This window comes from Actinomadura madurae (assembly GCF_900115095.1).
In the GTDB taxonomy this organism is placed as follows: domain Bacteria; phylum Actinomycetota; class Actinomycetes; order Streptosporangiales; family Streptosporangiaceae; genus Spirillospora; species Spirillospora madurae.
Genome location: NZ_FOVH01000025.1, coordinates 1 through 12,567 on the forward strand (window position 1 = coordinate 1; position 12,567 = coordinate 12,567).

Consider the following 12,567-nt stretch of genomic DNA (forward strand, 5'->3'; position numbering starts at 1 on the left):
CTACGGCTCTACGGCTCTACGGCTCTACGGCTCTACGGCTCTACGGCTCTACGGCTCTACGGCTCTACGGCTCTACGGCTCTACGGCTCTACGGCAAGGCCTATCGCGTGGTGGCCGTTGACTCAAGCGCTGTTTCACGTGAAACCGGGGGTGCGTGTGGTGAGCCGTCGGGGTTTCACGGGGAACGGCGGGGGAGCGGGCTTAAACAGAAGCGCCCCGGAGGTGAGGGCTTCCGGGGCGCGGGTGGGGTGGGCGTTAGGAGTCGTCTGCGCCGTCCTCGTCGGGGGCCATGGACTTGATGATGCGGTCCAGGTCTTCCAGGGTGGCGAACTCGACCACGATCTTGCCCTTGTTGCGGCCCATGTCGACGCGGACCTTTGTGTCATAGCGGTCGGAGAGGCGGTCGGCCAGTTGCTGGAGGCCGGGGGCGACCGGCTTCTTCCGGCGTCCCTGCCGCGGAGCCTTCGGCTCGTCCTCGACCTCGCGGAGCGCGATCATCTCTTCGAGGGCGCGGACGGACAGCCCCTCCTGGACGATCCGCTGCGCCAGATGCTCCTGCGCCTCGACGCTGTCCAGAGACAGCAGGGCGCGGGCATGACCGGCGGACAGCACGCCGGCCGCCACCCGGCGCTGCACCGCGGGCGGCAGGTTCAGCAGGCGGAGCGTGTTGCTGATGTGCGGGCGCGACCGGCCGATCCGTCCGGCGAGTTGCTCGTGCGTCGCACCGAAGTCCTGGAGCAGCTGCTGGTATGCGGCGGCCTCTTCCAGCGGGTTGAGCTGCTGCCGGTGGAGATTCTCCATCAGCGCGTCACGGAGGAGTTCGTTGTCGCCGGTGTCACGGACGATCGCCGGGATGACGTCCAGCCCGGCCTGCTGGGACGCGCGCCACCGGCGCTCGCCCATGATCAGCTCGTAGTCGTGCTCCTCCGACGTCGATCGGCGGACGACGATCGGCTGCAGGAGGCCGACGATGCTGATCGACTCGGCGAGCTCCTCCAGGGCCTGCTCGTCGAAGTGCTCGCGTGGCTGGCGGGGGTTGACCGTGATGGAGCGAACGGGCAGCTCCGCGAAATGGGCGCCGGCGACCGGCTGGAGGGCCGGATCGGGGGCGGCCGTGCCGTTCGGCACGGTGCCGCCGGGGAAACCCGGCTCGCCTGCGCTGCCCGGCTCGGCGGGCGTCGGCGGGGGCGGGGCGGTGGGAATGAGGGCGCCAAGTCCCTTACCCAGTCCGCGTCGCTGCTGGCTCACTGAACAGCTCCTCCGTGGGCCATTTCCGAGGCGGCCTCGCTGTAGGCGAGGGCGCCGCTCGAACCGGGGTCGTAGGTCATGACGGACTGCCCGTAGCTGGGCGCCTCCGAGACCCGGACACTGCGGGGGATCACCGTGTTGAGGACGACGTCCCCGAAGTGATTGCGGACATCGTCGGCCACCTGGGCGGCGAGCCGCGTCCGGGCGTCGTACATCGTGAGAAGGATCGTCGACACCCTCAGCCTCTGGTTGAGGTGCGCCTTGACGAGATCGACCGTCCGGATCAGCTGCCCGAGGCCCTCCAGCGCGTAGTACTCGCACTGGATCGGGATGAGCAGCTCGTCGCCGCCGACGAGGGCGTTCACCGTGAGCAGGCCGAGCGACGGCGGGCAGTCGATCAGCACGTAGTCGAACTTCTCGGTGTCGTAGGCGTCGATCGCGCGGCGGAGGCGTGACTCGCGGGCCACCTTGGAGACGAGTTCGATCTCCGCGCCGGCGAGGTTGAGGGTCGCGGGCGCGCAGTACAGGTTCGGGATCTCCGGAGCCGGGACGACGATGTCGCCCAGTGCCATGTCCTCGATCAGCACGTCGTAGATGGAAGGGACTTCCGCGTGGTGCTCGACACCGAGGGCGGTGGACGCGTTGCCCTGGGGGTCGAGGTCGACCACGAGCACCTGCGCACCATGCATGGCGAGCGACGCGGCCAGGTTCACCGAACTGGTGGTCTTGCCCACCCCGCCCTTCTGGTTGGCGATGGTGATGATCCGGCACTTGTCCGGGCGCGGCCACTCCCGTTCCCTGCGGCCCGACATCGCCTTGAGCGCGGTGACGGTTGTTTCATGTGAAACCTTGGCGTCCCTGAGCGCCTCTCGCACGAGTTCTGACTCCCCCTGATCTGGTCCCTTGCGCGGACTCGGCGGCGGCTTCGCGCCGGTGTTCGTCGGAACATAGCCGACGTTCTCCGCGGTACCGGACGTCGTGTTTCCCCACATCGCGTGTCCGGAGGGCATGGTGCCCGCCGGCGTGCCGGGGTCTCCCTGCGGCTCGCCGGTGGCGGGCGGCTGCGCCCCTTCGGCTTCGCCGGGTCCGCCCAGGCCGGACGGCTGTTCGTCGGGGGATTCATCGGCGCGGTCAGGCCGGCCCAGTCCTGGTCCCGTGCTCATGAAGACCTCTTCCTCGACCCTTTGGCACGCCGGGGGGCGCGCTGTCGTCGCCCGACAACCTCTCCTCGGCCGGCGACCACACGGACGAGTGTTGTCGGCGGATCGACCATACCGCGCCCGACTTGAAGCAGTTCCGTGGAGCGCACCCCGAACCGCTTCAGGACGGGCGCCGCGTCGTCCAGCTCGGCCGCCGCCCGTTCGCCCTTGAGCGCGAGCAGCTCACCGTCCGGACGCAGTAGCGGAAGCGCCCATTTCGCCAGGCGTTCCAGGGGTGCGACCGCCCGCGCCGTCGCCACGTCCACCGAGAACTCTTCGGTCACGTCCTCGGCCCGAGCGCGTCGTACAGCGACGTTGCGCAGGTCGAGCATCTCGACGCATTCGGTCAGGAACGTGGTGCGTCGCAGGAGCGGTTCCAGCAGGGTGATCCGCAGGTCGGGCCGGACGATCGCGAGCACGATTCCGGGGAGGCCCGCGCCCGAGCCGATGTCGACGACCTCCGCGTCCTGCGGGATCGCCTCGGAGACCACCGCGCAGTTGAGCAGATGGCGCTCCCACAGCCGGTCGACCTCGCGCGGCCCGATGAGGCCGCGTTCGACCCCGGTCTCTGCGAGGAACGCCGCGTAGCGCTCCGCGACCGGCAGCGCGTCACCGAAAACCTCACGTGCAATCCCCACCAGACGAATCGTTCCACAAAAACCGGTGGGGTCGTGCATGCGCAACGTCCCTGTGGATAAGTCGGGCGCGCGAGGTTGGACGACCCTTGCGTTATGGCGAGAACCACATGACCCCTCCGCATATTCGGCGAGCGCCGGGTAGAGGGGGTGTGTCGCCCGACCGTCCCCCCGGAAGGAGCTCCGACACATGGGAATCGGAGTCAGCCTCGCATTCATCGCTCTCGGCGCGATCCTCGCGTTCGCCATCCGCGTCGACCTCAGCGGCCTCGACATTCACATGGTCGGCTGGATCCTGATCCTGGTGGGGCTGGTGAGCATGGGCTTCACCGTCAAGTACACGCGCCCGCGGCGCCGTGCCGGGCGGGTCGTCGGCGCGGACCCCGCCTACGGGGACGAGCCCGGGACGGTCATCCGGGAAGAGCACATCATCGAGGACCCGCCGCCCCTGAACCGCCCGAGCGAGCGGGTCGAACGTGTGATCGAACATCCTGTGGACGAAGCGGCGCCGCACGGCCACGTCGCGCAGGACCCGGCGTACTCGCAGGATCCCGCGCACGCTCAGAATCCGGCCGAGGAGAACAGCCCGTCCGTCGTGGACTCCGGTGACCGCATTTCGCAGCGTCGCAGGTGGCGGCGGACCGCACGGCGGTAACGCCGAGCATCGGACCCGCCCGGTGTGCGTTGGGCGGCGGTGCACACCGGGCTTCGGGGCCCCGCGTCGGCCAGGGCGCGGGGCCCTCCCCTTTCCAGAGTTGTCCACAGGTTGTGGTCGACGACGCCTGGGCGGATCCCCGATCGCGCACGTCTATGTGCCCACCGGCCCCGGCTCACCTCGGCAGCCCCCCGCTCGTCGAGTACTTCCTGCTGCTTCGGACCGACTCGCCACGCGTGTCGTCGGCCCGCATGAGGAGCGGAAGCACTCCCTCAGCCCGTGGCCGATCTCCGCGCGGTCGTTGGCCGTCGGTCCGGTGACCTTGCGAGGGTCGGGGCTCGTCGACCGGTTGCGCGCGGCGAATGCCGATTTTCGGCAGCTTTGGGCCGGGCATGAGGTGGCGGTCCGCCCGCGCATGACCGGCCCACGCCCCTGCCGCACCTACCGCCACACCGCAGTGTCCGTTGGTTTCACGGCTGCCTCCAGGACGGGAGCGGCCCCGGTGCGGGGCTGCACCGGGGCCGGTCGGGTTGTGGGCGGCTCTTGGGGACGAGCCGGGGAGCGTCAGGCGGGGTAGACGACTACGTAGCGGTCGGGTTCCTCGCCCTCGGATTCGCTGCGGAGGCCGGCGGCGGCCACCGCGTCGTGGACGATCTTGCGTTCGAACGGGGTCATCGGGGCGAGGGGCTTCGGCTCGCCGCCCTGCCTGACCTCGTCGGCGACGTCGGTGCCGAGCTTGGTCAGCTCGGCGCGGCGGCGCTCGCGGTAGCCGCCGATGTCGAGCATCAGGCGGGTCCGGTTGCCCGTCTGGCGGTGGACGGCCAGCCGGGTCAGCTCCTGCAGGGCCTCCAGGACCTCGCCGCGCTTGCCGACCAACTCGTCCAGGGAAGCGCCCACGACGGCGACGATCGCGCGCTCGCCCTCGACGTCCATGTCGATGTCGCCGTCGTAGTCACCGATGTCCAGCAGGCCCTCGATGTAGTCGGCGGCGATCTCGCCCTCCTGCTCGAGCGCCTGGACGTCGACCTCGGTCGTGTCGGTCTGGCTCAACGGGGTCTCCTTCTCGGCCACGTGCTCGGAGTTCAAACTAGCGCTTCTGGGTGCCGCTGCGCTTGCTGCGCGACTTGCGGGTCGGCTGGTTGCGCACGACCTTCGGCTTCGTCTCGGGCTCGGGTTCCGGTTCCGGTTCCGGCTCCTTCTTCAGCCTGGCCTTGATGCCGGACGACGCCTGGCCGTTCTTGGCCGCAGACGCCTTAGCACCGCCCGTTTTCGTCCCGCCCGCCTTGGCGCCGCCGGTCTTCGCGCCGCCGGTCTTCGTGCCGCCCGTCTTCGTCCCGCCGGCCTTGGCCGTGGCCGCGCTGTCGTCCGTGCTGAGCGGCGGGTACTTCTTGTAGATGTAGTGCTGCTGCGCCAGCGTCCAGCTGTTGGACGTGACCCAGTACATGAGGACGCCCAGCGGGAAGCCGAGGCCGAACAGGCCGAACAGCGGCGCCATGAAGACCATCATCTTCTGCGCCTGCATCATCGGGTTGGCGTCGTCGGTGACGGGCTGGCGCTTCATGCTGGCCCGGACGGTGAAGAACGTCGTGCACGAGCTGATCACCACGGCGATGCCGGTGATGGCGATCGCGGTCCACGACTTGGGGTCCGATCCCCAGGCGTTGAGGAACGTGTCGGGGATGTGCGCGCCGAAGATGCTGGCGTGCTGCGCGCTCGCCACGAGGTCGGCCGACATCCCGAAGACGCTCTCGCCGGGCTTGGCGTCGGAGATGTTCTTCAGCGCCTGGAAGAGGCCGATGAAGACGGGCATCTGCACCAGGAGCGGCAGGCAGCCCGACAGCGGGTTGGCGCCGTTCTCCTGGTAGAGCTTCATGACCTCCTGGTTGAGGCGCTGCTTGTCGTTCTTGTACTTCTTGCGCAGCGCCTGGACCTTGGGGTTCAGCTCCTGCATCTTGCGCGAGGCGTGGATCTGCTTCACGAAGAGCGGGACCATGACCAGCCGCAGCAGGACGGTCAGCAGGATGATCGAACCGCCCCAGGCCCATCCACTGTCCTTGGGGACGACGGTGCTCAGCCCCGTGTGAATCCACACGATCAGCTGAGTGACGATCTCGTACAACCAGTCAAGCACCGGGCAGCTCCTTGGGCTCTGCTAGGGCGGGGCCGCTCTCCGCGCGGCCGGAGTTCGGGGGGGCCGCCGCGGATCGCGTCCGGGGGCCGGCTCCTCCGGACGCCCCGGAGGGGTTCGTGCGAGAGGTCTTCTTCGGCGGCACCGGGTCGTACCCCCCAGGATTGAAGGGGTGGCATCGCGCGATCCGGCGGGCCGTCAGCCATGTGCCGCGCAGCGCCCCGTGCACCTGGAGCGACTCCAGGCCGTACGCGCTGCAGCTGGGCTGGAAGCGGCACTGCTGCCCGAGCAGGGGACTCAAGAAGCGGCGGTAGGCGCGGACGAGAAGGATCAGCACGGCCGCGGCGGGACCTGGACGGCCCGCCTGGTGCTGCGCGGGGACCTGCGTCCCCTGCCGACTCCTCATCTTCGCCCCTTGGACGCGGGCCGCAGCAGCCGGTCGAGTGCCGACTCCAGATCCGCGGCCAGTTCGTCTGGGCGCGCCTCTCCCGCGCGGGGGTTGGCGCGCACTACGAGCAGGCTACCCGCTGGGAGCCGGTCGAGGTGCGGCCGCATCAGGTGGCGGAGCCGGCGCCGGACCGCGTTTCGGACGACGGCGTTGCCGACGGTGCGCGCCACGATGAACCCGACCAGCGGCGGCTCGGCCGCTGCCGGGGCCTCGTCCGGGCGTAGCAGGTGGACCACGGCAGTTGGCCGTCCGGCGCGGCGACCGCGCCGGACGGCCAACGTGAAGTCGTCCCGCCGCCGCATCCGGTTACCGGACGGCAGCACAGTGAGGGTCGGTCAGACCGCGATGCGGGCGCGGCCCTTGCCGCGCCGGCTCGACAGGATGGCGCGGCCCGCGCGCGTGCGCATGCGCAGCCGGAAGCCGTGCTTCTTGTGGCGGCGGCGGTTGTTCGGCTGGAAAGTACGCTTGCTCACTTGAGGCTCCAGTGCTGCGGTCGTTCGGCTTGAAGGTGGTGAAGCGCCGGTGTCTCGCACCGAGGGCCGCGTCCGGTCCCCCGCAGCGGGGGCCCACCCGAGCTTCCTGTGGGGCTGCCGGCGGGCACGCGGCATCTCCGTCGATGCGACTCGACCTCAGCACGTTACGGGCTGGCGGGGTGGCCGGTCAAACGGAGGCGGCCGCCGCCGGGCGGGCGGTGAGCGTGGGGACGGTGTTGCGAGTGGGACCGGCAGGGGTTAAGGTCGTCCGGGCGAGCCGACGCTTCTTCGACGAGATCGACGATCTGATGTCGGCGTTCAGCCCTTTCAAGCCCCCGTTCGAGAACCACCCCGCACCGGCCGGACGACGGCCGGGACCTTGTCGACCTTTGTTCCCCGGAACCCGTCTCGCGGGTTTTGCACAGGGTGCCCCATGCCTATGCACAGCATGTGGACAACTCTGTGGACAACTCGTGAGAGAGTAAGTCTTCCGCGTCGCGGCAGTGCCCTGCGAGGCGTGCCGCATCCCGCGGGAAAGCCGGGCAGTCAGGTACTCCGTTCGGCGGAGTTGTCGGGAGGGGACGTTGCGCATGGACGGTCAGGATCTCGGATCGGTCTGGGCCCGCACCCTCACGGCGCTTTCCGAGAGCGATCTGTCGCCGAGCTATCGCGCCTGGCTTCCGATGGTCCGCCCGCTGGCGCTCGTGGAGGGGACGGCGCTGCTCGCCGCGCCGAACGAGTTCGCCAAGGACGCGCTGGAGACCCGCCTCCGCAACCTCATCACGCAGGCGCTGTCCCGCGAGCTGGGCAGGGAGATCCGCGTCGCGGTGACCGTCCAGCCGGAGCCTCCCGGGGGCTCTCGTCCGGGGGCGGGCGAGCCGCTTTCCGCGCCGATTCCGGGGCCGGGCGCGGGGCTCGGCATGCACGAGCCCGCACCTTCTTATGGCGAGCCCTACGGGGAACGGCCGCACGACGATCGCGACCGGGAGCGTCCGTTCACGGACCAGTCCTACGGGGAGCAGCAGTACGGCGAGCCCTCCTCCTATACAGAGCGCCCCGAGCGCCCCTATCCGGAGCAGCCGTACGGCGACCAGGGTTACCGGCCCCAGACGGGAGTTACCCACAACCCCGGTTCGCCCGGAGGTTATCCACAGGCCCAGGACGAGGACCGTGGAACGTATCCGCCGCCCTCCCGTCCGCCCGCGTACGGCGCGGGGCCCGGCGGTCGCGGCCCAGCGCCGTTCGAAGGACGCGGCTACCCGAGTTACGGGGGGCAGGAGGGTTTCGGCGGCGAGCCTCCAGGACGGCCGCCGCACTCCCATCTGAACGACCGCACGCTCGGCCCGCTGCGTCCCGGCGGCCACGCGGAGCAGCAGGGCCGCGAAGCCCCCCTCGACCCGCCGCTCGGGCACGTGGAGGACACGTTCCAGAACGGGGAACCGTCCTACCCCGGCGGCGAGCAGCAGTACCGCGGTGAGGAGCCCTACCGGGGCGAGGGTGCGTTCCGGGACGAGGAGGGCTCCGACCCCAGGGGCTCCGACCCGAGAGCGCCTGCCCCCGCACCGGCCCCGCAGCCCGCCGGTGCGTCCGAGCACGCGCGACTGAACCCGAAGTACACATTCGAGACGTTCGTCATCGGCTCGTCCAACAGGTTCGCGCACGCCGCGGCGGTCGCGGTGGCGGAGCAGCCGGCGAAGGCCTACAACCCGCTGTTCGTCTATGGCGACTCCGGGCTCGGCAAGACGCACCTGTTGCACGCCATCGGCCATTACGCGCAAAGCCTCTTCAACGGGGCGCGCGTCCGCTATGTGAGCTCCGAGGAGTTCACGAACGACTTCATCAACTCGATCCGGGACGGCAAGGCCGACGGGTTCCGCCGCCGCTACCGGGATGTGGACATCCTCCTCGTCGACGACATCCAGTTCCTTGAGGGCAAGGAGCAGACGCAGGAGGAGTTCTTCCACACCTTCAATACGCTGCACAACGCGAGCAAGCAGATCGTGATCTCCAGCGACCGTCCGCCCAAGGAGCTGGTGACGCTGGAGGACCGGCTCCGCAACCGGTTCGAGTGGGGCCTGACGACCGACGTCCAGCCGCCCGAGCTGGAGACGCGGATCGCGATCCTGCAGAAGAAGGCGCGGCAGGAGGGCCTCGCCGCGCCGCCCGACGTGCTGGAGTTCATCGCCTCGCAGATCGCGACGAACATCCGCGAGCTGGAGGGCGCGCTGATCCGGGTGACGGCGTTCGCGAGCCTGAACCGGCAGTCGGTCGACATGAAGCTCGCCGAGATCGTGCTGAAGGACCTCATCCCGAACGACTCCGGCCCCGAGATCACCGCTGCGATGATCATGGCGCAGACGGTGGAGTACTTCGGCACGACGATCGAGGACCTGTGCGGGCCGTCCCGGTCGCGGATGCTCGTCACCGCCCGGCAGATCGCGATGTACCTGTGCCGGGAGCTGACGGACCTGTCCCTCCCCAAGATCGGGCAGCAGTTCGGCGGACGGGACCACACCACGGTCATGCACGCCGAACGCAAGATCCGGTCGCTGATGGCCGAGCGTCGCGCCATATACAACCAGGTCACGGAGCTCACGGGGCGCATCAAGCACCAGGCCCGCAAGCGCTGACCGCGCCCGGTCGTACACACTGTGGACAGACCGGCGTCAGCCCTGTGGACCGGCGCCGGCCGCGTCGTCCACAGCCGGTTCAGGGCAAAGAACCGACAAAGTGCACGCCTCCCCCGAAGACCCCCGCCGCTACTCACAAGTTGTGGAAAACTCTGGGGATTTTCGCGGATAACCCTGTGGGCAACCCTTGGAGAAGCTGAGGATGAAGAGTGGACGGATGTGGACCCGCTGTGCACGGGCCCCCGCCCCGCTGGGGAAAACCGGTGGACGAGCTGGGGACGGCCTGGGGACGGTCCGGAAGCGAACCCGCGGATCCGCGTCCCTCTGTCCCCAGCGGCGGCCAACGGGCGGCGAACCGGCGGAAGACCCGTGGAGAACTCGTGGATAACCGGGGGATGACATGAGGACGACCTGTGGGGATGATTTCGCCGTCCCCAGGCGCCGCCGCGCCGTCCACGTCCCATGCACAGCACCCGTGGACAGAGAAACGCACTCTCACCTGCGACGATGGCCTCTGTCCACACTATCCACCGCCCCTATTACTGGTACTGCACTACTTCTCTATCCAAGAAAAGATCCACCTCAAGTCAGGGCCTGGGGACAACGCGCCCCGAGCGCCCCGGCCCAGCCAAGATCAGCTCACCCTTGTCCGACACCTGCAGGAGGCGGGTCCCTTTGAAGTTCCGCATCGACAGAGACGCCCTGGCCGACGCCGTCGCCTGGACCGCGCGCACGCTCCCCGTCCGTCCCCCGGTGCCGGTCCTCGCGGGCATGCACATCGTGGCCGGGGGTGAGGACATCGGCGACCGCCTGAAGCTGTCCGCGTTCGACTACGAGGTCTCGGCACAGGTGTCCACGGACATCGATGTGGAGGAGGCCGGGACGGCGCTGGTGTCCGGACGGCTCCTCGCCGAGATCTCCCGCAGCCTTCCTCCCCACCCTGTGGAGGTGACGACGGACGGCGCGAAGGTGATGCTCCGCTGTGGCAGCGCGAAGTTCACACTTCTCACCATGCCTGTGGAGGACTACCCGACGCTGCCGGAGATGCCGCCGGCCGCGGGGTCGGTGGGCAGCGACGAGTTCGCGGCCGCCGTCTCCCAGGTGGCGATCGCCGCGGGCAAGGACGACACGATCCCCATGCTGACCGGCGTCCGGGTGGAGATCGAGGGTGAGACGGTCACGCTGGCGTCCACGGACCGCTACCGCCTCGCGGTCCGCGAGCTGCACTGGAAGCCGGAGCGGCCCGATTTCTCCGCCGTCGCGCTCGTCCCCGCCCGGACGCTCGCCGACACCGCCAAGTCGCTGACGGCGGGCGCGGAGGTGTCGATCGCGCTCGCCGGGACGGGCGGCACCGGCGAGGGCATGATCGGCTTCGAGGGCGGCGGCCGCCGCACCACGTCCCGTCTGCTGGACGGCGACTTCGTGAAGTACCGGTCGCTGCTGCCGAGCGAGTACGCGGGCCTCGCCGAGGTCCAGACGGCCCAGTTCATCGAGGCCGTGAAGCGCGTCTCGCTGGTCGCCGAGCGGAACACGCCCGTCCGGCTCTCGTTCAGCCAGGGCGAGGTCGTGCTGGAGGCGGGCACCGGGGACGAGGCGCAGGCCGTGGAGGCCCTGGAGGCGTCCCTGGAGGGCGAGGACATCGACATCGCGTTCAACCCCGCGTTCCTCCTGGACGGGCTCTCCGCGATCGGCTCGGACGTCGCGCGGCTGTCGTTCACGACGCCGACGAAGCCGGCCGTCCTGACCGGCAAGCCGCCGCAGGACGGGGAGAACCCGAACTACCGTTACCTGATCATGCCCGTCCGGCTGTCCGGATAAGGATCATGCCCGGGGGCATGCCCCGGGACGCGCCGGGGACGATGGACCGCGGGGGAGCCGCGCCCCCGCGGTTACGCACAGGCGGTTACGCACAGGGGAGAGTGAGCGTTTCATGGAGCTCGGGATCATCGGCCTCGGCAAGATGGGCGGCAACATGGCCGAGCGGCTGCGCCGCGGCGGCCACACGGTCGTCGGCTATGACCGCGACCCGGAGGTGACCGACGTCGGCTCGGTCGAGGAACTCGTCGAACGGCTGTCCGCGCCGCGCGCCGTGTGGGTGATGGTGCCCGCGGGCAAGCCGACCGCGGACACCGTCCACAGGCTGGGGGAGGTCCTGCAGCCCGGAGACCTCGTCGTCGACGGCGGTAATTCACACTATGTGGACGACCAGCGGCACGGCGAGGAGCTGGCCGCCAAGGGCATCGGGTTCGTCGACTGCGGTGTGAGCGGCGGGGTGTGGGGGCTGGAGAACGGCTACGCGCTCATGGTCGGCGGCGATGACGACAACGTGAAGCGGCTGATGCCGATCTTCGAGACGCTCAAGCCGGAGGGGGAGTTCGGCTTCGTCCACTCCGGCAAGGTCGGGGCCGGCCACTTCGTGAAGATGGTCCACAACGGCATCGAGTACGCGATGATGCAGGCGTTCGGCGAGGGCTACGAGCTGATCGAGGCGAGCCCGCTCGTCACCAAGGTGCCGGAGACGTTCCTGAGCTGGCAGGAGGGGACGGTCATCCGCTCCTGGCTGCTCGACCTGCTGAACCGCGCCCTCGCCAACGACCCCGAGCTGGACGACCTGCGCGGCTACGCGAACGACTCCGGCGAGGGCCGCTGGACCGTCCAGGCCGCCGTGGAGCACGCCGTCCCGCTGCCCGCCATCAGCGCCTCCCTGTTCGCCCGCTTCGCCTCCCGCCAGGACGACTCCCCCGCCATGCGCGTCGTCGCCGCCCTCCGCAAGCAGTTCGGCGGCCACGCCGTCGAGTCCGTCGGCGACGGCGACTCCCCCGGCGCCGACGTCAACCCCCCGAAGGTCTGACGACGGCTCTTGATCGCCGGCCGGGCTCCTGGGTAGCTTCGACGGACCGATACCGGTTCGGGCGGCTGCCAAGGGGATGCGATGAGCGGGTTGCTCTACCTGGGAGGCTTCCTGGTCGCCACCTGGCTGGTGATCGTCGGCAGCGTGGGCCTCGTCCGGTGGCAGAGCTACCGGGCGTCGATCCGGTCGGAGGAGAGCGACGCCGAGCGGCAGGCGCGGATACGGAAGATGCTGGACCTGCCCGATGAAGGGGAAGGCGGCCAGGCCGGGTACTGGCGGACGGACTGAGGCGGGGCGGCG

General features: G+C 69.8%; 12 protein-coding genes and 1 pseudogene. 5 read left to right on the top strand and 8 right to left on the bottom strand.

What is annotated here, in order from left to right; translation table 11 throughout:
- Positions 1–255 precede the first annotated feature (255 nt).
- From BM339_RS42645 to rsmG, 3 genes are all read right to left on the bottom strand, one after another.
- Positions 256–1,248, bottom strand: coding sequence for a ParB/RepB/Spo0J family partition protein (locus BM339_RS42645; RefSeq protein ID WP_021592687.1), 993 nt, complete (start codon positions 1,246–1,248; stop codon positions 256–258).
- A complete protein-coding gene (locus BM339_RS42650; protein WP_021592688.1) occupies positions 1,245–2,060 on the bottom strand; it encodes a ParA family protein in 816 nt (271 codons plus the stop codon). The genes BM339_RS42645 and BM339_RS42650 overlap by 4 nt, the downstream gene beginning before the upstream one ends.
- Positions 2,061–2,407: 347 nt before the next feature.
- Positions 2,408–3,124, bottom strand: coding sequence for a 16S rRNA (guanine(527)-N(7))-methyltransferase RsmG (gene rsmG, locus BM339_RS42655; protein ID WP_177287914.1), 717 nt, complete (start codon positions 3,122–3,124; stop codon positions 2,408–2,410).
- Between the two features lie 148 nt (positions 3,125–3,272).
- Here rsmG and BM339_RS49300 point away from each other — a divergent pair, with 148 nt between their 5' ends.
- Positions 3,273–3,737 (top strand): DUF6458 family protein, encoded by a 465-nt coding sequence (locus BM339_RS49300; RefSeq protein WP_021592690.1) that lies wholly within the window; start codon positions 3,273–3,275, stop codon positions 3,735–3,737.
- Positions 3,738–4,301: 564 nt separating this feature from the next.
- On the opposite strand, the gene BM339_RS42665 is transcribed toward BM339_RS49300, so the two are convergent.
- The 5 genes from BM339_RS42665 to rpmH are packed head-to-tail and all read right to left on the bottom strand — an operon-like array spanning position 4,302 to position 6,786.
- Complete coding sequence (locus BM339_RS42665; RefSeq protein WP_024934663.1) at positions 4,302–4,787, bottom strand: Jag family protein; 486 nt, start codon at positions 4,785–4,787, stop codon at positions 4,302–4,304.
- Between the two features lie 37 nt (positions 4,788–4,824).
- On the bottom strand, positions 4,825–5,868 hold the full coding sequence (gene yidC, locus BM339_RS42670) for a membrane protein insertase YidC (RefSeq protein WP_083598494.1): 1,044 nt from the start codon (positions 5,866–5,868) through the stop codon (positions 4,825–4,827).
- Positions 5,861–6,271: a membrane protein insertion efficiency factor YidD gene (gene yidD / locus BM339_RS42675; protein ID WP_075024540.1), complete on the bottom strand. Its 411-nt coding sequence runs from the start codon at positions 6,269–6,271 to the stop codon at positions 5,861–5,863. The genes yidC and yidD overlap by 8 nt, the downstream gene beginning before the upstream one ends.
- The gene (rnpA, locus tag BM339_RS42680; protein ID WP_235206353.1) at positions 6,268–6,615 is read right to left on the bottom strand and encodes a ribonuclease P protein component; all 348 of its coding nucleotides are present in this window, start codon (positions 6,613–6,615) and stop codon (positions 6,268–6,270) included. The genes yidD and rnpA overlap by 4 nt, the downstream gene beginning before the upstream one ends.
- A 33-nt stretch (positions 6,616–6,648) precedes the next feature.
- The gene (rpmH, locus tag BM339_RS42685; protein WP_021592695.1) at positions 6,649–6,786 is read right to left on the bottom strand and encodes a 50S ribosomal protein L34; all 138 of its coding nucleotides are present in this window, start codon (positions 6,784–6,786) and stop codon (positions 6,649–6,651) included.
- Positions 6,787–7,376: 590 nt separating this feature from the next.
- Between rpmH and dnaA the strand changes: the two genes are divergently transcribed.
- From dnaA to BM339_RS42705, 4 genes and pseudogenes are all read left to right on the top strand, one after another.
- The gene (gene dnaA, locus BM339_RS42690; protein WP_021592696.1) at positions 7,377–9,416 is read left to right on the top strand and encodes a chromosomal replication initiator protein DnaA; all 2,040 of its coding nucleotides are present in this window, start codon (positions 7,377–7,379) and stop codon (positions 9,414–9,416) included.
- A 675-nt stretch (positions 9,417–10,091) separates the two neighbouring features.
- Complete coding sequence (gene dnaN / locus BM339_RS42695) at positions 10,092–11,234, top strand: DNA polymerase III subunit beta (protein WP_021592697.1); 1,143 nt, start codon at positions 10,092–10,094, stop codon at positions 11,232–11,234.
- Between the two features lie 106 nt (positions 11,235–11,340).
- A pseudogene (gene gnd / locus BM339_RS42700) lies at positions 11,341–12,267 on the top strand (phosphogluconate dehydrogenase (NAD(+)-dependent, decarboxylating)); the annotation flags it as partial.
- An 81-nt stretch (positions 12,268–12,348) separates the two neighbouring features.
- On the top strand, positions 12,349–12,555 hold the full coding sequence (locus BM339_RS42705) for a hypothetical protein (RefSeq protein ID WP_021592699.1): 207 nt from the start codon (positions 12,349–12,351) through the stop codon (positions 12,553–12,555).
- The last annotated feature ends 12 nt before the right edge of the window (positions 12,556–12,567 follow it).

Excerpts from the sequence above, each read along its gene's own strand:
- BM339_RS42650 (WP_021592688.1), bottom strand. The coding sequence starts at position 2,060 with ATGTCGGGCCGCAGGGAACGGGAGTGGCCGCGCCCGGACAAGTGCCGG.
- rsmG (WP_177287914.1), bottom strand. The coding sequence starts at position 3,124 with ATGCACGACCCCACCGGTTTTTGTGGAACGATTCGTCTGGTGGGGATT.
- BM339_RS49300 (WP_021592690.1), top strand. The coding sequence starts at position 3,273 with ATGGGAATCGGAGTCAGCCTCGCATTCATCGCTCTCGGCGCGATCCTC.
- dnaA (WP_021592696.1), top strand. The coding sequence starts at position 7,377 with ATGGACGGTCAGGATCTCGGATCGGTCTGGGCCCGCACCCTCACGGCG.
- rnpA (WP_235206353.1), bottom strand. The coding sequence starts at position 6,615 with ATGCGGCGGCGGGACGACTTCACGTTGGCCGTCCGGCGCGGTCGCCGC.
- yidD (WP_075024540.1), bottom strand. The coding sequence starts at position 6,271 with ATGAGGAGTCGGCAGGGGACGCAGGTCCCCGCGCAGCACCAGGCGGGC.
- BM339_RS42705 (WP_021592699.1), top strand. The coding sequence starts at position 12,349 with ATGAGCGGGTTGCTCTACCTGGGAGGCTTCCTGGTCGCCACCTGGCTG.